The sequence below is a fragment of the Streptomyces liliiviolaceus genome (assembly GCF_018070025.1).
GTDB lineage: Bacteria > Actinomycetota > Actinomycetes > Streptomycetales > Streptomycetaceae > Streptomyces > Streptomyces liliiviolaceus.
In genome coordinates this window covers 2,276,696-2,297,583 of sequence record NZ_JAGPYQ010000001.1, presented here as the reverse complement: position 1 = coordinate 2,297,583, position 20,888 = coordinate 2,276,696, and the positions used below count along the sequence as shown (strand labels likewise).

Annotated in this window: 18 protein-coding genes; 8 read left to right on the top strand and 10 right to left on the bottom strand. The window is 71.3% G+C overall.

Annotated features, from left to right (window positions below):
* The first annotated feature begins 46 nt into the window (after nt 1-46).
* Nucleotides 47-1,525, top strand: a complete 1,479-nt coding sequence (locus J8N05_RS10230) for an LCP family protein (protein ID WP_456339977.1) — start codon at nt 47-49, stop codon at nt 1,523-1,525.
* A 354-nt stretch (nt 1,526-1,879) separates the two neighbouring features.
* Here the strand turns inward: J8N05_RS10230 and J8N05_RS10225 are convergent, their stop codons facing one another.
* On the bottom strand, nt 1,880-2,425 hold the full coding sequence (locus J8N05_RS10225) for an acyl-CoA thioesterase (RefSeq protein WP_210882092.1): 546 nt from the start codon (nt 2,423-2,425) through the stop codon (nt 1,880-1,882).
* A gap of 119 nt (nt 2,426-2,544) precedes the next feature.
* Here J8N05_RS10225 and J8N05_RS10220 point away from each other — a divergent pair, with 119 nt between their 5' ends.
* Nucleotides 2,545-3,816: an LCP family protein gene (locus J8N05_RS10220; protein WP_210882090.1), complete on the top strand. Its 1,272-nt coding sequence runs from the start codon at nt 2,545-2,547 to the stop codon at nt 3,814-3,816.
* 75 nt (nt 3,817-3,891) lie between these two features.
* Here the strand turns inward: J8N05_RS10220 and J8N05_RS10215 are convergent, their stop codons facing one another.
* Entirely contained in the window at nt 3,892-5,049 is a 1,158-nt protein-coding gene (locus J8N05_RS10215) for an acyl-CoA dehydrogenase (protein WP_210882088.1), read from the bottom strand.
* Nucleotides 5,050-5,237: 188 nt separating this feature from the next.
* Here J8N05_RS10215 and J8N05_RS10210 point away from each other — a divergent pair, with 188 nt between their 5' ends.
* Nucleotides 5,238-6,581: a UDP-glucose dehydrogenase family protein gene (locus tag J8N05_RS10210; protein WP_210882086.1), complete on the top strand. Its 1,344-nt coding sequence runs from the start codon at nt 5,238-5,240 to the stop codon at nt 6,579-6,581.
* A gap of 38 nt (nt 6,582-6,619) precedes the next feature.
* On the opposite strand, the gene J8N05_RS10205 is transcribed toward J8N05_RS10210, so the two are convergent.
* The 3 genes from J8N05_RS10205 to J8N05_RS10195 form a co-directional block, all read right to left on the bottom strand.
* Nucleotides 6,620-7,120, bottom strand: a complete 501-nt coding sequence (locus tag J8N05_RS10205; protein ID WP_210882084.1) for a CGNR zinc finger domain-containing protein — start codon at nt 7,118-7,120, stop codon at nt 6,620-6,622.
* Nucleotides 7,121-7,234: 114 nt separating this feature from the next.
* Nucleotides 7,235-8,197, bottom strand: a complete 963-nt coding sequence (locus tag J8N05_RS10200; RefSeq protein ID WP_210882082.1) for a hypothetical protein — start codon at nt 8,195-8,197, stop codon at nt 7,235-7,237.
* Between the two features lie 6 nt (nt 8,198-8,203).
* Complete coding sequence (locus J8N05_RS10195; protein ID WP_210882081.1) at nt 8,204-8,629, bottom strand: peptidase inhibitor family I36 protein; 426 nt, start codon at nt 8,627-8,629, stop codon at nt 8,204-8,206.
* 232 nt (nt 8,630-8,861) lie between these two features.
* Here J8N05_RS10195 and J8N05_RS10190 point away from each other — a divergent pair, with 232 nt between their 5' ends.
* A complete protein-coding gene (locus J8N05_RS10190) occupies nt 8,862-9,227 on the top strand; it encodes a VOC family protein (protein ID WP_210882080.1) in 366 nt (121 codons plus the stop codon).
* A 46-nt stretch (nt 9,228-9,273) separates the two neighbouring features.
* Here J8N05_RS10190 and J8N05_RS10185 read toward each other — a convergent pair whose 3' ends face one another.
* From J8N05_RS10185 to J8N05_RS10165, 5 genes are all read right to left on the bottom strand, one after another.
* Nucleotides 9,274-10,398, bottom strand: a complete 1,125-nt coding sequence (locus tag J8N05_RS10185; protein WP_210882079.1) for a dipeptidase — start codon at nt 10,396-10,398, stop codon at nt 9,274-9,276.
* A 457-nt stretch (nt 10,399-10,855) separates the two neighbouring features.
* Nucleotides 10,856-12,082 (bottom strand): RNA polymerase sigma factor, encoded by a 1,227-nt coding sequence (locus J8N05_RS10180; protein ID WP_210890113.1) that lies wholly within the window; start codon nt 12,080-12,082, stop codon nt 10,856-10,858.
* Nucleotides 12,083-12,284: 202 nt separating this feature from the next.
* Nucleotides 12,285-12,641 (bottom strand): YciI family protein, encoded by a 357-nt coding sequence (locus tag J8N05_RS10175; RefSeq protein WP_107022241.1) that lies wholly within the window; start codon nt 12,639-12,641, stop codon nt 12,285-12,287.
* A 131-nt stretch (nt 12,642-12,772) separates the two neighbouring features.
* Nucleotides 12,773-13,891, bottom strand: a complete 1,119-nt coding sequence (locus J8N05_RS10170) for an LCP family protein (RefSeq protein ID WP_407699895.1) — start codon at nt 13,889-13,891, stop codon at nt 12,773-12,775.
* A gap of 205 nt (nt 13,892-14,096) precedes the next feature.
* Complete coding sequence (locus J8N05_RS10165; protein ID WP_210882078.1) at nt 14,097-15,125, bottom strand: LacI family DNA-binding transcriptional regulator; 1,029 nt, start codon at nt 15,123-15,125, stop codon at nt 14,097-14,099.
* A 163-nt stretch (nt 15,126-15,288) separates the two neighbouring features.
* Between J8N05_RS10165 and J8N05_RS10160 the strand changes: the two genes are divergently transcribed.
* The 4 genes from J8N05_RS10160 to J8N05_RS10145 all read left to right on the top strand — a co-directional run bounded on the left by J8N05_RS10160 (nt 15,289) and on the right by J8N05_RS10145 (nt 20,852).
* Entirely contained in the window at nt 15,289-16,677 is a 1,389-nt protein-coding gene (locus J8N05_RS10160; RefSeq protein WP_210882077.1) for an ABC transporter substrate-binding protein, read from the top strand.
* Nucleotides 16,678-16,739: 62 nt separating this feature from the next.
* Nucleotides 16,740-17,621 carry a carbohydrate ABC transporter permease gene (locus J8N05_RS10155; protein ID WP_210890111.1) on the top strand — a complete coding sequence of 294 codons (882 nt, stop codon included), beginning with the start codon at nt 16,740-16,742 and terminating at the stop codon, nt 17,619-17,621.
* A gap of 4 nt (nt 17,622-17,625) precedes the next feature.
* Nucleotides 17,626-18,528: a carbohydrate ABC transporter permease gene (locus tag J8N05_RS10150; RefSeq protein ID WP_210882076.1), complete on the top strand. Its 903-nt coding sequence runs from the start codon at nt 17,626-17,628 to the stop codon at nt 18,526-18,528.
* A 26-nt stretch (nt 18,529-18,554) separates the two neighbouring features.
* A complete protein-coding gene (locus J8N05_RS10145; RefSeq protein WP_210882075.1) occupies nt 18,555-20,852 on the top strand; it encodes a beta-xylosidase/alpha-l-arabinosidase in 2,298 nt (765 codons plus the stop codon).
* Nucleotides 20,853-20,888 lie beyond the last annotated feature (36 nt).

The window sequence follows — 20,888 nt, the reverse complement described above, 5'->3', positions numbered from 1 at the left end:
CGGTGCTCACGGACCCCCACACCCGGCCTACGCGGAGGTGTCCGCTTTGCCCACCCCGCCCAGCTCTCCCGCCCCTCCCCCGCGACGGCGTCCCGTACGGGGGCCCGTGCGGCGGCCCGTACGGGGCGGCCGGCCGCAGTGGGCCATGCGGGTGACGACCGCGCTGTCCGTGGCGGTGCTCGCGGCGGCCGGCGTCGGACACGCGGTGGTCACCGGTCTCGACTCCGACATCCACCGGATCGACCCCTTCAAGGACATGAAGAACCGGCCCGCCCGCGGCCACGGCATGAACGTGCTCCTGGTCGGCACCGACGGACGCGACCGGATCACGGCGCGGGAGAAGGCGGAGTACCGGCTCGGCGGCGCGCCCTGCCACTGCACGGACACGGTCATGATCGTGCACCTCTCCGAGGACCGGCGGCGGGCCAGTGTGGTGAGCCTGCCGCGCGACTCGTACGCCGAGACGCCCCCGCACGTCGACCGGACCACCGGCGACCGGCACAAGTCGCATCCGGTCAAGCTGAACGCGGCGTACGCGGAGGGCGGGCCGCAGCTGACCGTGCGCACGGTCGAGAAGATGACCGACGTGAAGATCGACCACTATCTGGAGGTCGACTTCATCAGCTTCATGAAGACCGTGGACGTGCTCGGCGGGGTGCGGATCTGCACGGTCCGGCCGCTGAAGGACACGGTCACCGGCCTCGACCTCGCGACCGGGACGCACGATCTGAACGGCGGACAGGCGCTGCAGTACGTGCGTTCGCGGCACGTCGACGGGGCCTCCGACCTCGGCCGGATGCAGCGTCAGCAGCGGTTCCTGGCGGCGCTGATCGAGCGGGCCACGTCGTCCGGGGTGCTGCTCAACCCGATGAGGTTCCGCGACGTGACGCGGTCCGTGCTCGGTTCCGTGCGGGCGGACAAGGGCTTCGGGACGAACGAACTCATCGACCTGGGACGGGCGATGCGGGGCTTCTCGCCGTCGTCCTCGGAGTTCACGACGGTCCCGATCGGACAGATGGGGTACGCCGTCAAGGGCATCGGCTCGACGCTGAAGTGGGACCCGAAGAAGGCGGGGCGGCTCTTCGACACCCTGCGCGACGACAAGCCGCTCGCTCCGCACCGGGTGCGGTCCAAGGCGCTGAGCGTCGATGTGGCTCCGCAGCAGATCCGGGTGCAGGTGGAGAACGGGACGATGACCGCGGGGCTGGGGCTGCGGGTCGACAGCGGGCTCGCGGGGACGGGGTTCCGGACCAGCCGGGCGCCGGTGAACGCGCAGGACCGGACGCTGCGGCGGACCGTCGTGCGGTACGACCCGCGCTGGGACCGGTCCGCGAAGTCGCTCGCGGCGGCGTTGCCGGGCAGTGAGCTGCACGCTGTGACGGGGCAGGGGCCGTTGATGAAGGTGGTGGTGGGGGCGGACTTCTCGGGGGTCCGGAAGGTGCGGGCGGACGATCCGACGCAGGGGGAGTTCGCAACGGTCACGGGCGACCAGGTGATCTGCCCCGGCCCGGGCGGCAACGGGTAGCACCCCCGGTGCGGCCCGGCGGGGGCCGTTCGCGCAGTTCCCCGCGCCCCTGAAGACGACATCTGCGGGTCCGCGGCGGCCGGCCGCGCCGTTCCCCGCGCCCCTAGAGGCAGAGGACTGCGTAGTTCCTCGCGCCCCTCAAAGACAAAAGATTGCGCCGTTCCCCGCGCCCCTGAGGGGGCGAGGGCGCAGCCGAGCCCTTAGGGGCGCGGGGAACTGCGCGGCCGGCCACCGCGGACCCGCGGGTGCGAGACGGCCTGCTTCTTGGGGGCGCGGGGAACTGCGCAGTCTTTTGTCTTTGAGGGGCGCGGGGAACTGCGCAATCCTTTGGGCGCGCCCACGTGGGCCGGACCGTTAGTCCAAGCCCTCCGCCGCGCGGCGTTCGCGGAGGGCCAGGATCGCCCGGCGGCGAGCCAGCCGGTGCCGGCGGCGGATCTGCGCCTCCTGGTAACGGCGTTCGTCCCGCTCCGTCTCCGGACACACAGGCGGCACCGGCCGCGGCTTCCCGTCCGCGTCCACCGCCGCGAACACGAGATACGCCGACCCCACCTGCTGCGGCGGCGTCGACTCGTTCCACCGCTCGGCGAGCACCCGGACGCCGACCTCCATGGACGTACGCCCGGTCCAGTTGACCTGTGCCTTCACATGGACCAGGTCGCCTACGCGTACGGGTTCCAGGAACGCCATCTCGTCCATGGACGCGGTGACGGCGGGCCCACCCGAGTGCCGCCCCGCCACGGCCCCCGCCGCGTCGTCGACGAGCTTCATGATCACCCCACCGTGCACCGTCCCCAGCAGGTTGGTGTCGTTGTGGCTCATGATGTGGCTGAGGGTGGTCCGGGACGCCGAAGTCGGCTTGCCCGGAATATCGGATTCCGGGGTGGTGGCCTGGTCTGTCATGCCGTCCACCCTATGCCGGGGCGCGCAAGGCCCGCTTTGCATCAGCTTGGCAACAGCCCTGATCCGATTTTCCGAAGACCCTTGTATGCCACACCCTCGCGCACTGCACACTGGGTCGCATGAACGATTGGCCCCAGGGATGGTCCGGAAACAACGGCGGCGACCGCCAAGGCCGTGGCAGCGCGAGCGCCCGGCCCGAGGGTGCCCGCGTGATGCGGCAGGTGCAGCGCGGCCCGGCCGGCGCCCCGCACTCCTCGGCGCCTCCTCACGGGGTCCCGCCGCAGCAGTCGTACACCGACGGTCACGGTGACGACGGCTACGACGGATACAACACGGGGCAGGTCTACGGGGGCGGCGGCGGGACGCAGGGCCCCGGCCCCGACGGCCGGCCCGGCCGCCCCGCGCCGAACTGGCGCAAGCGGATCAAGTGGATCTCGATCACCGTGGTCACCGTGCTCGTCGTGGTGACCGTGGGCACGTACTTCTGGGCCGACTCCAAGCTCAACCGGGACGTCGACCTGTCGAAGGTCATCGACCGTCCCGACGCGGGCGAGGGCACGAACTACCTGATCGTCGGCTCCGACAGCCGCGAGGGCATGTCCGCCGAGGAGAAGAAGAAGCTCCACACGGGCTCCGCCGACGGCAAGCGCACGGACTCGATGATGATCCTGCACGTGGGCGACAACGGGAACACGATGATCTCGCTGCCCCGCGACTCGAACGTGACGATCCCCACCTTCAAGGGCTCCGAGTCCGGCAAGACCTTCCAGGGCACCGGCCGCCAGGTGAAGCTGAACGCCGCGTACGCGGAGGACGGCCCCGAGCTGCTCGTACGGACCGTCGAGGCCAACACGGGCCTGCGCATCGACCACTACGCGGAGATCGGCTTCGCCGGCTTCGCCAAGATCGTCGACTCCGTCGGCGGCGTGGAGATCGAGATCCCCAAGGGCGGCATGAAGGACACCAAGTCCGGCGCCGACTTCGAGGCGGGCAAGCAGACCCTCAACGGCGAGCAGTCCCTGGCGTTCGTCCGCACCCGGTACGCGCTCGCGGGCAGCGACCTGGACCGTACGAAGAACCAGCAGAAGTTCCTCTCGGCGCTCGCCAACCAGACGGCGACCCCGTCCACGGTCCTGAACCCCTTCAAGCTCTACCCGACGCTCAGCTCCGGCCTCGACACCCTCACCGTCGACAAGGACATGTCGCTGTGGGACCTCGGCTCGATGTTCCTGGCCATGAAGGGCGTCACCAGCGGCGACGGCAAGTCGATGAACATGCCGATCTCGGGCAACACCGGCAACGGCAACCTCCAGTGGGACACCGCCAAGGTCAAGCAGCTGGTCGAGCAGCTGAAGAACGACGAGAAGGTCACGGTGACCAGCGACCGGTAGGCCGCACCTGACACACGTGCGAGGGCCCCGGCAGCCAGTGGCTGCCGGGGCCCTCGTGCAGGTGCGGGAGGCGGCCTACGGGAGGTTGCGGGCCATCACGATCCGCTGGACCTGGTTCGTGCCCTCGTAGATCTGCGTGATCTTGGCATCGCGCATCATGCGCTCGACCGGGTAGTCACGGGTGTAGCCGTAGCCGCCGAGGAGCTGGACGGCGTCCGTGGTGACCTCCATGGCGACGTCGGAGGCGAAGCACTTGGCCGCCGCGCCCTGGAAGGTGAGGTCCTTGTCGCCGCGCTCGGACTTGGCGGCGGCTGCGTACGTGAGCTGGCGGGCGGCCTCGATCTTCATGGCCATGTCGGCGAGCATGAACTGGATGCCCTGGAAGTCGGCGATCGGCTTGCCGAACTGCTTGCGCTCCTGGACGTACCCCTTGGCGTAGTCGAGCGCGCCCTGGGCGATGCCGAGCGCCTGCGCGGCGATCGTGATGCGGGTGTGGTCCAGGGTCTTCATCGCGGTGGCGAAGCCCGTGCCCTCCTCGCCGATCATGCGGTCGGCGGGGATGCGAACGTTGTCGAGGTAGACCTCGCGGGTCGGGCTGCCCTTGATGCCGAGCTTGCGCTCCGGGGCGCCGAAGGAGACGCCCGGGTCGGACTTCTCGACGACGAAGGCCGAGATGCCCTTCGAGCGCTTGGTGGGGTCGGTCACGGCCATCACCGTGTAGTACTCGGACTCGCCGGCGTTGGTGATCCAGCGCTTCACGCCGTCCAGGACGTAGAAGTCGCCGTCGCGGACCGCCTTCGTCTTCATGCCGGCCGCGTCGGAGCCGGCGTCCGGCTCGGAGAGGCAGTACGAGAACATGCCGTCGCCCTTGGCCAGCGGCGTCATGTACTTCTTCTTCAGGTCCTCGGAGCCCGACAGGATGACGGGCAGCGAGCCGAGCTTGTTCACCGCGGGGATCAGCGACGAGGACGCGCAGACCCGCGCCACCTCCTCGATCACGATGACCGTGGCGAGCGCGTCCGCGCCGGTGCCGCCGTACGACTCCGGTACGTGCACGGCGTGCAGGTCGGCCGCGACGAGCGCGTCCAGGGCCTCCCGGGGGAAGCGGGCCTCCTCGTCCACGGCCGCGGCATGCGGCGCGATCTTCGCCTCGGCCAGTGAGCGGATCGCGTCCCGGAGCATGTCGTGCTCCTCGGACGGGCGGTACAGGTCGAAATCAGCCGATCCGGCCAAGGTCTCTCACGCTCCCAAAGATGCAGTGACGCTGACGCTAACTACCGTTAAGTAACCCAAATTTTATGCGCCCGCCCACGCGAGTGATACGTGAGCTTGCCGACAGGGGGGATCTGCCCGGTGAAGGGCTCCGGCACGCCCCGACTATGCTCTGTCCGCGCACCCGACGGCTACCTCCTGGAGCACCCATGGCCCTCAAGATCACCGTGATCGGCACCGGCTATCTCGGCGCCACGCACGCCGCCGCCATGGCCGAGCTCGGTTTCGAGGTGCTGGGCCTGGACGTGGTGCCCGAGAAGATCGAGATGCTCCAGCGGGGCGAGGTCCCGATGTACGAGCCCGGTCTTGAGGAGCTGCTGCGCAAGCACGTCGCCGGGATCGAGGGGTCCAGCGGGCGGCTGCGGTTCACCATGGACTTCGCCGAGGTCGCGGAGTTCGGCGACATCCACTTCGTCTGCGTGAACACCCCGCAGAAGCACGGCGAGTACGCCTGCGACATGTCGTACGTCGACGCCGCCTTCGCCTCGCTGGCGCCGCACCTCACCGGGCCCGCCCTGGTCGTCGGCAAGTCCACCGTGCCCGTCGGGTCGGCCGACCGGCTGGCCCGCACACTCACCGGACTGGCACCCGCGGGCGAGGACGTCGAGCTGGCCTGGAACCCGGAGTTCCTGCGCGAGGGCTTCGCCGTCCAGGACACCCTGCACCCCGACCGGATCGTCGCCGGTATCCGCAGCGAGCGCGCCGAGAAGCTGCTGCGCGAGGTGTACGCGACGCCGCTGTCCGAGGGCACGCCCTTCGTGGTGACCGACTTCCCGACCGCCGAGCTGGTGAAGACCGCCGCGAACTCCTTCCTCGCCACCAAGATCTCGTTCATCAACGCGATGGCCGAGGTCTGCGAGGCCGGCGGCGGTGATGTCGTGAAGCTCGCCGAGGCGATCGGGCACGACGACCGGATCGGGAAGAAGTTCCTGCGCGCGGGCATCGGCTTCGGCGGCGGCTGCCTGCCCAAGGACATCCGCGCGTTCATGGCCCGCGCGGGCGAGCTGGGCGCCGACCAGGCGCTCACCTTCCTGCGCGAGATCGACTCCATCAACATGCGGCGCCGCGGCCAGATGGTCGAGATGACGCGGGAGGCGCTGGGCGGCAGTTCCTTCCTCGGCAAGCGGATCGCGGTGCTCGGCGCGACCTTCAAGCCCGACTCGGACGACGTCCGGGACTCCCCCGCGCTGAACGTCGCGGGCCAGATCCACCTCCAGGGCGGCCAGGTCACGGTCTACGACCCCAAGGGCATGGACAACGCCCGCCGTCTCTTCCCGACGCTCGGTTACGCGGAGACGGCCGTGGACGCCGTACGCGGGGCGCATGCCGTCCTGCACCTCACCGAGTGGCGCGAGTTCCGTGAGCTGGACCCGGCGGCGCTGGGCGAGGTCGCCGCGGACCGCGTGGTCCTGGACGGCCGCAACGCGCTCGACCCGTCGGCGTGGCGGGCGGCGGGCTGGACGTACCGCGCGATGGGCCGCCCGACGGCCTGACGCCGTCCCGCCGGGGCCGGTGGGTGTCGGCTTCTCGCCTACTTGGCCCGGTAGCGGCGCATCTTGGCCCGGGCGCCGCAGACCGACATCGAGCACCAGCGGCCGCGGCCGGCCGGACTGCGGTCGTAGTACGCCCAGTGGCAGTCCGGTGCCTCGCAGGCCTTGAGCCGCAGCCAGGTGCCGGCGGCGAGGGCCTCGGCGACGGCCGCCGCCACCCGGGAGGCCAGGGCGGCCGGATCCGCGGGCCGGAAGGCCGCCGAGCCGTCGGCCGAGGCGACCGTGACGACGAGCGGGGCCGCCGCGAGCAGTTCGTCGAGCAGCGGCGCCTCGCGGTGCGCGGGGTGGCCGGCGTGCGCCAGGCACACGACGCGCAGCGACTCGCGCAGTTCGCGCGCGCTCTGTGTCCCGTCCTCGCCGATCCCGAACCGGGCCCGCCCCTCGGCCGTGTCGAGCGCGTCGGCGCCCGACTCGATGTCGAGGGTGTTGACCAGGGACTGGATGAGGACCAGGCCGCCGGGTGCGGGCATGCGCTCACTCATGTCCGCGACGTTACTCCCGGGGCGGGGCATGCGGTAACCGCCGCCCGCCCGCGCCGCGGGCCGTACCCTCGGGCCCGTCGGGTCAGCGGGTCAGCGGGTCAAAGGCTCAGCGGGTCAGCCGGACTTCTCGATGACCGCAGCCGCGTTGCGGAGCCTTACGGCGTTGTCGGCGCGCTGCGCGGTCGTCGCCGCGGCCTCCTCCCGGATCATCCGCTTCTGGACGGCCGTCTCGGCGCGGCTCCAGACGGCGACGAGGTCCACCGACTCCTTGCAGGTGACGTCCGCGGCGGCGAGCTTCTTCTCGGCGGCGGACGCGGTGGGCGTGCTCAGGTCGGCGGAGCCGATGCTCTTGAGGGGGTCGGCGAAGTCGTACCCGGCCCCGTCCATGCACGAGGACCACGCGGCGAAGACCTTCTTCACGGCCCCGGTGGTCATGGACTCGCTGAACGAGCCGGTGTTGATCCGGCTGACCACGCCGGCCGCGGACTTCAGGTCGTCCCTGCCCAGCAGTTCGCGCTCGGCCTCCTGCGCGCAGCCACCGGGCGGAACCGCCTTGCCGCGGACGCGCTTCACCGGCTCCCGGTAACCGGCGGCGAGCTGCGACCTGCCCGTGTCGCTGTCGAGCAGTTGCCCGCCGGAGAGGGCGTCGGCCTCCTCCTGGGAGGCCGGGGCCGCGCCGGACGCGCCCAGGGCCGAGCTGTCCGTGGGCAGCAGGTGGTAGCCGTGGCGCAGGGCGGCCTGGCGGTCGATGACCCCGTATCTGCGGTCCTGGCGGGGCACGGTGGGGGCCGGCGCGCTCCAGGAGAAGCCGTAGCGCTTCATGCACGAGGTGACGAGGAGGTTCTTCGCCGTGGCCACCTCGGCGTGCTCGGCGGGGCTCAACTGGTAGTCGTACACCGGGAGATCGAGGCGGCGGGGGGTGAAGCCGAGCGCGTCGGCCCCGGCCGTCGCCGGGCCGGGGCCGGGGCTCTTCGGGTCGTCCGGCGTGTCACCCGCCGAACAGCCGCCGATCAGTCCCGCGGCGAGGGCGGAGAGCAGCGCCACGGCGGGCGTGGCCCGCGGGAGTGGTCGTCGCATCGGCTGTCAGCAGGCCTTCACGGAGGCGTTGTCGTTGTACGTCGCGGTGAGCTGCCGGTAGCCGTGGTCGCCGATGTAGTCGGAGGCGCCGGCGTAGTTGCTGTTGAAGTACACGCGCCAGCAGTTGCTGCCCGGGTTGGCGGCGCTCGCGGCGTTGTTCTTGACGCCCTGGCCCTGGCCGGCGCTGTTGGGGGTGCCGATGTGGCCGAAGATCCACGGGTCCAGGTCGGCGACGTTCCTGGTGAACGCCGCGAAGGAGCCCTCCTGGTTGGAGTTGTAGTACAGACACAGCGAGTTGGCCGCGGAGCCGGTGGCCTGGGCGCAGAGGTTGTAGCCCGCGACGCCCGCGTGGGCCGTACCGGTGGACAGGCCCACCATGGCGACGGTTCCGGCGGTCGCCATGGCGAGCGCGCCGAGTCGTGACTTCTTCATCAAAGGTCCCCCTACGACAAGAAACGAAAGGTCAGCGATGGAAAGGGGGCCCAAATGATCATCCCCCGGCGGCAAGTTACCGGAGAGACACATGAGGCGTCCATCGAAATAAATGACCTTGAAGCACGTTTCACGCCACCCTTGCGCCGTTACCTTCAATGGGGCAGCATGCGGTAACGGTTACTGGATGAACCTTTCATGAGGTAACGCACCGAACCGAGGAGGAAGAGCCATGGCTCTCGCCAAGCTGGGCGCCGTCGCCCTGGACTGTCCCGACCCGGGCGCGCTCGCCGCGTTCTACGCCGGGGTGCTCGGCGGCACCGTCGAGGCCGAGGGGGACGGCAGGTGGGTCGATCTGCGGCTGCCGGAGGGCGGGACGCTGGCCTTCCAGGCCGCGCCCGGGTACGTACCGCCGAAGTGGCCCGCGGCGGACGCCTCGCAGCAGGTCCATCTGGACCTCACGGTCGAGGACCTGGACGCGGCGGAGAAGGAGGTGCTGGCGCTGGGCGCGAAGGTGCTCGACGCGGAGGACCGGCGGCGCGGCTGGCGGGTGTACGCCGACCCGGCCGGCCATCCGTTCTGCCTGTGCGCCTGCTGACCGCCCCGCCGGTCCCGCGCGGTTCCCGGCGCGCCTCGCGGACGTCCTAGCCGTCGAGTTCGGCGATCCGCGCCATGGACGGCTCGCGGCGCTGCCGGGCGGCGCGGGAGGTGAAGTCCGCGGTGCGCAGGACGCGTTGGACGTTGCCCCAGGTGAGCAGGGCCAGGTCGGTCTCGGACCAGCCGCGGCCGAGGAGTTCGGCGACCAGCCGCGGATAGCCCGACGCGTCGGACAGGTCCTGCGGGTGCGCGGCCCCGGAGTCGTACGTCCCCGAGAGGCCGACGCACCCCGGTCCCGCGAGTTCCCGTACGTGGTCCAGGTGGTCGGCGACGTCCCGGACCGTGGGGCCCGTCTGCTCGGCGGTCAGCGGGACCAGGCACAGGCCCTGGGTGGCGCCGAGTTCGACGAGGACGTCGTCGGGGAGGTTCGACGGGTGCGGGCGCAGGGCGCGGGCGGCGGAGCGGGTGCACATCACCGGGGCCTTGGAGATGGTGAGGGCACGGCGGACGGTGGCGTCCGAGGCACCGGAGAGATCGGCGACGACACCGATCCGGTTCATCTCGCGCACGACCTCCTCGCCGAACCGGGTCAGCCCGTTCTCACCGGCCCAGGAGGCGCCGGAGAGGGTGAGGACGCGCAGGCCGAGGGCGTGCAGCGCGCGCAGGATGCCCAGCGAGTCGTCCAGCGCGGCCGCGCCCGCCGGGCCGAGCAGGACGGCGACCCGCCCGCAGTTCCTGGCGTCCGTGACCTGGGCCGCGCTGTGGGCCATGCGCAGGCCCTCCGGATGCGCGGCGACGACGGTCTTCACGAGGTCGAGCTGTTCCAGCGTGGCGCCGACGGCCCGTTCGCCGGCCAGGCCCCCGGGCAGGTGCAGCGACCAGAACAGCGCTCCCACGTGGCCCTCACGGAGCCGGGGTACGTCCGTGTCGACCGCGCTCTCGCCGAGTTCGAGGTCGTACCAGGACAGGCGGCGCAGGGCCCAGGGGAGGCCGCTGTAGCCGTCCGCGACGGGGTGGGCGGCGAGGAGGGTGTGGGCGCGGGCCAGGGGGTCGGTGCCGGGCGCGGCCGCGACGGGCGGCGGCTCGAACGCGCCGCTCAGCGGCTCGGGGTGGTCCAGGTCCAGGTCCCCGACCTCTGCGGTGGAGTGCAGTTCGTCCTGCAGATCGGCCATACGAGGCTCCGGGGTCCGGTGGTGCCGACAGGTGGCTCCACCGTGCCACGGCCCCGCCCCACCTTCACGGCGAAAGAGCCGTTCGAGCGACGGGCGTCCCGTGCGGGGCTTGTGGGTGGGGGCTTGTTGCGCCGTTCCCCGCGCCCCTTAGGGGGGTGGGGTGTCGGCCGTCTTACGAGTGCGGGCACGCCGTGGCTGATCGCGCCGTTCCCCGCGCCCCTCAGGGGGTGGGGAGAACGGCCGTCTTACGGGTGCGGGCACGTCGTGGTTGCTCGCGCAGTTCCCCGCGCCCCTTAGGGAGCGAGGGCGCAGCCGAGTCTTTAGGGGCGCGGGGAACTGCGCGGGTGACCCCCACCGGGCCGCACCCATAAGACGGCCCGGTACCCACCCCCAGGGGCGCGGGGAACTGCGCGGCCAGCCCCCACCGGGTCGCACCCGTAAGATCGTCGGTCCCCCCTCAGCGGAGCGAACCGCACTCCTGCGCTCGCGTCAGCAAGAACGTCCGCTCACGCTCGTTGCGGGCGAGCCCCGCCGCCCGGGTGAACTCCCGCGCCGCCTCGTCCGTACGGCCGAGCCGTACCAACAGGTCCCCCCGGACACTCGGCAGCAAGTGGTAGTCGCGCAGAGCCGGTTCCCCCACGAGCGCGTCCACCAGGGCCAGCGCCGCCCCCGGCCCCTCGGCCATCGACACGGCGACGGCCCGGTTCAGTTCGACGACCGGCGACGGCGCCCGCACGGCGAGCATCCCGTAGAGCGTGACGATCCGCCCCCAGTCGGTCTCCGCGTACGTAAGCGCGTGCGCATGGCACGCGGCGATGGCGGCCTGCAGCACGTACGGCCCCGGCCCACCCCCCGAGGACACCGCCTCCGCCCGCCCCAGCGCGGCGAACCCCCGCCGGACGAGCACCCGGTTCCACCGCGCCCGGCTCTGGTCCTTGAGCAGCACGGGCTCCCCCGCGGGCCCGGTCCGCGCGGCCGACCGCGACGCCTGCAGCTCCAACAGAGCGGCCAGCCCGTGCACTTCGGGCTCCTTGGGCATCAACTCGGCCAGCACCCGCGCGAGCCGCAGCGCGTCCTCGCAGAGCGCGGGCCGCAGCCAGTCGTCCCCGGCCGTGGCGGCGTACCCCTCGTTGAAGATCAGGTAGATGACCTCCAGCACGGAACCGAGCCGGGCCTCGCGTTCGGGCCCGTACGGCACCTCGAAGGGAATGCCCTTCGCGGCGAGCGTCCGTTTGGCGCGCACGATGCGCTGGGCGAGGGTCTTCTCGGGCGTGAGGAAGGCGCGGGCGATCTCGACGGTGGTCAGCCCGCCGAGCAGCCGCAGGGTGAGGGCGATCCTGGCCTCGGCGGACAGCACGGGGTGGCAGGCGGTGAAGACGAGCCGCAGCAGGTCGTCGTCGATGTCGTCGGGATCGGCGGGTTCGTCGAGATGGCTCCGCGGCCCGGACGTCTCCAGGTCGCGCCCCATCTCCGCCAGCTTGCGGGCGTACCGCTCGCGCCGCCGTACGAGGTCGATCGCCCGGTGCTTGGCGGTGGCCATGAGCCAGGCCCCGGGATTGTCCGGCACCCCGTCCTCGGGCCACTGCTCCAGCGCCGCGACCAGCGCGTCCTGCGCCAGTTCCTCCGCGATCCCGACGTCCCGCACGATGCGTGCGACCCCGGCGATGATGCGGGGCGACTCCATCCGGAAGACGGTCTCGATGGTGCGGTCAGGGTCCTGGGCGGGGGTGTCCGCGGGGGTGTCTGGCGTCACGCTCCACCATCAGACACCCCCGGACCCGTACGGCCAAGGCAAAACCCGAAGCCGAAGCCGAAGCCGAAGCCGAGGCTGAAGCCGAAGCCCAGGCCCGGGCCGCAGGCCGGACGCCGAGGCCGGACGCCCGGGCTCAGCCCTCGACGATCTCCCGCACCTCGCAGGTCACCGTCCAGTGGGCCTCGTGGATCTGCAGGAACCGCTTGGTCCATTCGACCGCCTCGGCCCGGTCCTTGGCCTGGAGCATCGCGTACCCGCCGACGACCTCCTTCGCCTCGGTGAACGGCCCGTCGGTGACGGACAGCTCGCCGCCCTCCCAGCGCACCCGCGTGCCCTGCGCGGTCGGCGTCAGCCCGGAGGTGTCCAGCAGCACGCCGGCCTTGGTCATCTCCTCGATCAGCTCGCCCATGCGCTCCATGAGCGCGTCGCTCGGCCCCTCGGCGGGGGCGTTCTGCTCGTCGATACGGATCATCGACAGGTAGCGCGGCATGGTGACTCCCTGAGTTCTCGGCGCGGAGCCGGGGCCGGTCCCCGTCCCTCATCGCCTCTCACCCATGCGTCGAACGACCGGCACCGGGATCGACACACCCGCCGGACTTCATCGGTTTTTCTTCGTGGAGGTCACTTCAGCGACTCCCACAGCTTCCCCGCCTCCGGCTCCTGCGCCACCACCCGGTTGGGGTTGGAGGGCGCGGGCACCACCGGCATCGTCACGGTCTCGGTGTACGTGGAGGAGAGGGACTTCAGGCTCTGGCCGAGGCTCATCAGCTCGGTCAGGGAGTTCAGCCCCGTGTCCATGGTGAGGCTGCCGGTGAGCGCGTCGGCGACGCTGTACAGCCGGGTGGGGTTGGTGAGGAGGTTGCTGGAGGAGACCTGGTCGAGGAGCCCCTTCACCAGTTTCTGCTGGAGGCCGATGCGGCCGAGGTCGCTGCCGTCGCCTATGCCGTGCCGGGTACGGGCCAGGGCCAGGGCGTCCGCGCCGTCGAGGTGGTGGGTGCCCGCGTCCAGTTCGAGGTGGCTGTCCTCGTCGGAGATGTCGTCGTCGGTCGTCACGGTGACCCCGCCGAGCGCGTCCACCAGATCGGCGAAGCCGGAGAAGTCGATCTCTATGTAGTGGTCCATGCGGACGTTCGTCAGGGTCTCCACGGTCTTGACCGCGCAGACGGGCCCGCCGAGCGAGTACGCGCTGTTGAACATCACGCCGTACGCCTCCGCCGTCGAGCCGCCCGACTCCAGCGGGCAGGAGGGGCGGGTGACGAGGGTGTCGCGCGGGATGCTCACGACGGTCGCCTCGGAGCGGCCCTCGTCGACATGGACGATCATCGCCGTGTCGGAGCGGGCGCCCTCACTGCTGCCGCCGCCGAGCGCCTTGTTGCGCTTGCCGCTGCGCGAGTCCGAGCCGAGGACCAGGATGTTGAGCGCGCCGCTGGGCAGCGGGGTGGCGGACTCGGGGCCTGTCGGGGTCGTCACGGCCCTGGCCGGCCGGTTGTCGCCGAGCGCGCTGTCGATGTCGACGCTCTTGATGTTGTGGTTCAGATGCCAGTACACCCACGCGGCCCCGGCCACGGAGGCGACGAGTACGCAGCTGAGGGCGATGCCCGCCACCTTGAACAGCCGTGACCGGCCGGACCACCACGACCGTCCCCCGGCGCCGCCGGCGTCACCCACGCCCACGCCACCGTCACCCCCGCCGTCGGGTATCGCGGCGTCCTCGCCCCCGGACCCGTCTTCTCCGCTCACGCCCACGCTCCCGCTCACAGGAAGAACATAAGTCCGAATTATTCCAACAAGGAACCACTTCCCGGCTTTCCTTCGGAAACTCTCAGGTTTCGTTGAGTTTTCTCAGACGCCGCCCGCCCCGGGGCAGCCGGGACCTGGAAAGTCTTCGAAACTTTCGACGCGCCGATACCGCTCACGGCGAACCGCGGCACGACCGTGGCATCGATCACGCCGACGGCGGCGCCGTACTGCTCCTGACCACCAGACTCGTCGCCAGCTCCACCCTCGTGGCGGTCGAGGGGCGCTCCGAGCGGCCGAGGTCCAGGACGAGCCGGGCCGCCGCCTCGGCCATCTCCGTGAGCGGCTGGCGCACGGTGGTGAGCGGCGGGCCGACCCAGCGGGCCACCGGCAGGTCGTCGAAGCCGACGATGCTGAGGTCCTCCGGTACCCGCAGGCCCAGTTCGCGGGCGGCCTCGTACAGGCCGAGGGCCTGGAGGTCGTTGCCCGCGAAGACGGCCGTGGGGCGGTCGGGGAGCTTCAGCAGTTCGAGCCCGGCGCGGTAGCCGCTGTCGTGGTGGAAGTCGCCGGTGCGCACGAGCGCCGGGTCGACGGGCAGCCCGGCCGTGTCGAGCGCCGCCCGGTACCCGTCGAGCCGGGCCCGGCTGCACATCATCCGCGAGGGCCCGCTGATCACGCCGATGCGGCGGTGGCCGAGGTCGGCCAGATGCCGGGTCGCGGCGAGCCCGCCCTGCCAGTTGGTGGCGCCCACCGAGGGCACGTCGTCGCCGGGGTCGCCGGCCGGGTCGACCACCACGAACGGGATGGACCGGCTGGTCAGCAGCGCCCGCTGGGACTCGTCGAGCCCGTTGAGGACGAGCACGACACCGTGCGGGCGGCGGGCGGCGACCTGGTCGGCCCAGGTGCGCCCGGGGGTGAGCCGCCCCGCGCTCTCGGACAGGACGACGCTCAGCCCCTCGTCCCGCGCCACGTTCTCCACGCCCCGGATGACCTCCATCGCCCACGCGCTCTCCAGTTCGTGGAAGACGAGGTCGATGAGCGGCGACCGGGACGCCTCGGCCCGGCGGCGCCGGTAGCCGTGGTTGCGCAGCAGTTCCTCGACCCGGGTGCGGGTCGAGGGGGCCACATCGGCGCGGCCGTTGAGCACCTTCGAAACAGTCGGGGCCGAGACTCCCGCCTCGCGGGCGATCTCGGCGAGCGTCGCTGACTGGGCTACGGCGGGATTCGGGCGAGTCATGAACGGGATCGTATCCCTGCGCAACCTCTTGACGAAGACCTTCGACCGCCATACGTTCCCGGAACATTCGAAGTACCACCCGAAACATTCGCGCATGTTCGATGCGTATGCGTGCCGCGAGCGCGCTGGTGAGCGGACGAGCCGGACAAGAAGAGGTGCTGTCATGGAGTCGATCAACGGGCGGTCCAACGGCGGGCGGCCCACGGGCGCGGGCCCGGGCGGAAGCGCGGGAGGCAGCCTCGGCGGGCGCGCGTTCAGCAGGCGCTGGGTCCTGGGCGCCGGTGCCACCACCCTGCTCACCACCGGCCTCACCGCCTGCGGCTCCGACGACGGCCCCGGCGGAGGCGGCGGCACGATCGACGCCTTCGTGTACGGGGACGACGCGGTCAAGGTCCAGCAGACGGCCGTGGAACGCTTCAACAAGTCCGCCGCGAGCAAGTCGGCCAAGGGCACGGTGAAGCTGGTCAAGGTCCCGGGCGCGGACTACACCTCCAAGCTCCGTACGGCGATGGGTTCCCCGAGCGCCCCGGACGTCTTCTTCAACTGGGGCGGCGGCTCGATCAGGGCCTACCAGGAGGCGAAGCAGCTCGTCGACCTGACCGACACCATCGCGGGCGACCCGGTCCTGAAGTCGGGGTTCCTGCCCGCGGTGCTCGCGGCGGGCGCGCTCGGCGGCCGCAACTACGGGATACCGATGCGCGGCATGCAGCCGGTGATCCTCTTCTACAACAAGTCGGTCTTCGCCGAGCACAAGCTCCAGCCACCCACCACCTGGGCGGAGCTGAAGGACGTCAACGCCAAGCTGAAGGCCGCGAAGATCACGCCGTTCGCGCTCGGCGGGGCGGACACCTGGACCGAGCTGATGTGGCTGGAGTACCTGGTCGACCGGATCGGCGGCCCGGAGGTCTTCGCGAAGATCCAGGGCGGCGACGCCTCCGCGTGGGGCGATCCGGCCGTCCTCAAGGCCGCGGAGCGGGTGAAGGAACTCATCGACGACGGCGCGTTCGGGTCGAAGTTCAGCTCGGTGTCGTACGTCAACGGCGGCGCTCCCGCGGTCTTCGCCAAGGGCAAGGCGGCGATGCACCTGATGGGTTCGTGGGAGTACTCGACGCAGCTCGGCAAGTTCCCGTCCTTCGCGAAGAACGACCTGGGCTGGTGTCCGTTCCCGACGGTCGAGGGCGGCACCGGCGACATCCGCAACGTCGTCGGCAACCCCACCAACTACTGGTCGGTCAACGCGCGTGCGGGCAACAAGGACGCGGCGATCGCCTTCCTGAAGGACTGCGCCTCCGAGACGTACGCGAAGGCGCTGGTCGCCAACGGTGACATCCCGACGACCTCCAACGCGGCGAAGCTGCTCGACGCCTCGCCCAACCCGGAGTTCGCGAAGTTCCAGTACGAGATGGTCGAGAAGGCGCCGGCGTTCACGCTCTCCTGGGACCAAGCGGTCGACGCGGACATCGCGACCCCGATGCTCACCGAGATCAACAAGCTGTTCGTCGGGAAGTCCTCACCGAGCGCGTTCGTGTCGGCGCTCAAGGAGCTGAAGTGAGCGCACCCACCCCCACCAAGGCCCCGGTGGGAAGCCCGGTCGCCGAGCGCGGCCGGCCCGAGGTGCCCCAAGGGCCGCGAAAGCGGTCCGGGGCCGCCACGGCCGGCCGGCCGCACGCCGTCTGGGCACTGCCCGGTGTGCTGTTCTTCGCGTTCTTCGCCGTGGTCCCGATGGGACTCGCCTTCTATCTCTCCTTCACCAGCTGGGACGGCCTGGGCGATCCGACACCCGTCGGCCTCGACAACTGGCGGAAGCTGATCGACGACGACCGGATGATCCAGTCCCTGTGGCTCACGGTCCTGCTGACGGCGGCCAGCTGGGTCTTCCAGACGGTGATCGCGCTGCTGCTCGGCGTCTGGGCCGCGGGCCGCCAGCGCAACCGGGCGGTGCTGTCCGCGATCTTCTTCGTCCCGTTCCTGCTGTCCTCGACGGCGATCGCGCTGCTCTTCTACGCCCTGCTCGACCCGAACTTCGGGATCATCCGGGAGAACATCCTCGGCTCCTCCGGCGGCGCGTTCCTGGCGATCGTCTTCGTCGGCGGCTGGCAGTTCATCCCCTTCCACACGCTGATCTACCAGGGCGGCGCCCGGCAGATACCCGAAGTGCTCTACCAGGCAGCGGCGATCGACGGGGCGGGCCGCTACCGCCAGTTCTTCTCGATCACGCTGCCGCAGCTCCGCCACACGATCACCACGTCCACGGTCCTGATGGTCGTCGGCTCTCTCACGTACTTCGAGACCGTGCTGATCCTCACCAAGGGCGGCCCGGGCACCGACACCGCGATCCTGCCGTACCTGATGTACGAGGCGGGCTTCAAGAGCTACGACTTCGGTTACGCGAGCGCCATCGCGTCCTTCCTGGTGCTGGTCGCCACCGGCCTGTCCCTGATCCTCGTGCGGCTGACCGGCTTCGGCGGCATGCGCAGTACCCGCGAAGGGATGTGACGGAGTGTCACACGACACCTTGCCGCGTCCGCGTCCCGTGCGGACCGAGAAGCACGACACGCGAGCGCCCACGCCCCGCCGCCGGCACTGGACGAAGCGCGCCAACCCCGTCGCCGGGCTGGGCGCGGTGGTCTGGCTGGCGATCGTCATCGTTCCGATCTACGCGATGCTGTCGGCCTCGCTCACCAGCCAGGACAAGGCCCTCACCGGCAACCCGCTGACCCCGCCCACGAGTCCGACGCTCGACAACTACAACACCGTGCTGAACAGCGGCTTCGGGCATCTGCTGGCCAACACGGCGATCGTGGCCGTCGCGGTCGTGGCCATCGTCCTCGGCCTCTCGGTCCCGCTCGCGTACGTCGCCGTCCGCACCCGCGACCGCTGGTCGGGCCTGGCCTTCCGGCTGTTCCTGCTCGGGGTCGCGATCCCGGCCCAGGCGGTCGTGGTCCCCCTCTACCTCCTGATCGCCAAGCTCGACCTGTACGACAGTCTGCTCGCGGTCATCCTGCCGACGGCGGCGTTCGCGATGCCGGTCTCCGTCCTCGTCCTCGTGGGCACCCTGCGGGACGTCTCGGAGGAGCTGTACGAGGCGATGGCCCTGGACGGCGCCTCACCGCAGCGGATGCTGTTCCAGCTGGCGGTCCCGATGGCCAAGGGCGGTATCAGCACGGTCGTCATCTACGCGGCGCTGCAGGCGTGGAACGGCTTCCTCTTCCCGCTGATCTTCACCCAGTCCGACGAGCCGCGCGTCCTGACGCTCGGCCTCTTCAACTACGTCAGCCAGTTCGGCGTCAACATCCCCGCCCTGCTGGCCTCGGTCGTCCTCTCCGGCGTCCCGATCTTCGCCGTCTACCTGGTGGCCCGCCGCGCGCTGGTCGGCGGCCTGATGGGTGTGGGCGGAAAGTGAACCCACTCGACTCTGACAGGAGTTCCATGACCAACGCCCCGTGGCGTGATCCCGCGCTGCCCGCCGAGGCCCGGGTCGACGACCTGCTCGCCCGGATGACCCTGGAGGAGAAGACCGCCCAGCTGTACGGCGTGTGGGTGGGAGCCGCCACGGACGGCGACGGAGTCGCCCCGCACCAGGACGAGATGACCTCGGACTTCGACTGGGACGAGCTGATCACCCGCGGTCTGGGCCAGCTCACCCGCTCGTTCGGTACGGCCCCCGTGGACCCCGCGCTGGGCGCGCAGGCACTGGCCCGCGCCCAGCGCCGGATCAGCGAGGCGGGCCGCTTCGGCATCCCGGCCGTCGCCCACGAGGAGTGCCTGGCGGGCTTCACGGCCTGGGGCGCGACCGCCTATCCGGTGCCGCTGGCCTGGGGCGCCTCGTTCGACGCGGCGCTGGTCGAGGAGATGGCCCACCGCATCGGCCGGGACCTCGCCTCCGTCGGCGTCCACCAGGGCCTCGCCCCGGTCCTGGACGTCGTACGGGATCCGCGCTGGGGCAGGGTCGAGGAGACGATCGGCGAGGACCCGTACCTCGTCGGCACGATCGGCGCGGCCTATGTGCGCGGGCTTGAGTCCGCGGGAATCGTCGCCACGCTCAAGCACTTCGCGGGGTACGCGTCCTCGGCGGGCGCCCGCAACCTCGCTCCCGTACGGGCCGGGGTGCGCGAGTTCGCCGACATCACGCTGCCGCCGTTCGAGTTCGCGCTGCGCGAGGGCGGGGCCCGTTCGGTGATGGCCGCGTACACGGACACGGACGGCGTGCCCGCGACCGCGGACCCGTATCTGCTGACCGAACTCCTGCGTGAGCAGTGGGGTTTCACCGGCACGGTCGTCAGCGACTACTTCGGCGTCGGCTTCCTCAAGACCCTGCACCGGGTGGCGGGCACCGAGGCCGAGGCCGCCCGCGCGGCCCTCGCGGCGGGCGTGGACGTCGAACTGCCGACGGTCCACTGCAACGGCGACCCGCTGGTCGAAGCGGTACGGGCCGGGGACATCCCCGAGTCCCTGGTGGACCGGGCGGCGGCGCGGGTGCTCCGCCAGAAGTGCGAGCTGGGCCTGCTGGACGAGACCTGGACCCCGGAGCCCACCGGCCCCGTCGACCTCGACTCGACGGCCAACCGCGTCCTGGCCCGCCGCCTTGCGGAGGAATCCGTGGTCCTGCTCTCCAACCCGCAGGGCCTGCTGCCGCTGGCCCCCGACACCCGTATCTCCGTGGTGGGCCCGCGGGCGGCGGACGCCCTGGCGATGCTGGGCTGCTACTCGTTCCCGTCCCATGTGGGCGTCAACCACCCGGCCCTGCCGATGGGCGTCGAGATCCCCACGCTCCTGGAGTCCCTGCGCACGGAACTCCCCGACGCGAAGATCACGTTCACCGAGGGCTGCGACACGACCGACCCGGACACGTCCGGCTTCGAGGAGGCCGTCGCACGCTCCACGGAAGCGGACGTCTGCGTGGCGGTGCTCGGCGACCGGGCGGGCCTCTTCGGCCGGGGCACGTCGGGCGAGGGCTGCGACGTGGCGGACCTGCAACTACCGGGCGTACAGGCCCAGTTGCTGGACGCGCTGACCGCCGCGGACACCCCCGTCGTGCTGGTCCTGCTCACCGGCCGGCCGTACGCGCTGGGCCGCTGGCACGACCGGCTGGCCGCCACGGTCCAGGCGTTCTTCCCGGGCGAGGAGGGCGGCCCGGCGGTGGCGGGCGTCCTGTCGGGCCGCGTGAACCCGTCGGGCAGGCTCCCGGTCAGCGTCCCGCAGACCCCCGGCGGCCAGCCGTGGACCTACCTCCAGCCCCCGCTGGGCCTGGCGGGCGAGGTCAGCAACCTGGACCCGACCCCGCTCCACCCCTTCGGCCACGGCCTGGGCTACACGGACTTCACGTGGGAGGACACGGCCGACGCGCACGCGCGGACGACCACGGACGAGGGGCACGACGTCTCGGTCACGGTCCGCAACACGGGCGCGCGGGAGGGGACGGAGGTGGTCCAGCTGTACCTGCACGACCCGGTGGCGTCCGTGACCCGCCCCGACGTACGCCTGATCGGCTACCACCGCCTGACCCTGACCCCGGGAGAGGCCCGCCGGATCACGTTCCACTTCCACCCGGACCTGTCGGCGTTCACGGACCGAACGGGCCGCCGCATCGTGGAACCGGGCGCCCTGGAACTCCGGGTTTCCAGGTCCAGCACGGACGTGGTCCACACAACGCACCTGACCCTGACGGGCGAGGAACGCCACCTCCCCGCATCCCGCCAACTGACATGCAGGACAACGACCGCCTAAGGGGCGCAGCCCCTTCAGGGGCGCGGGGAACTGCGC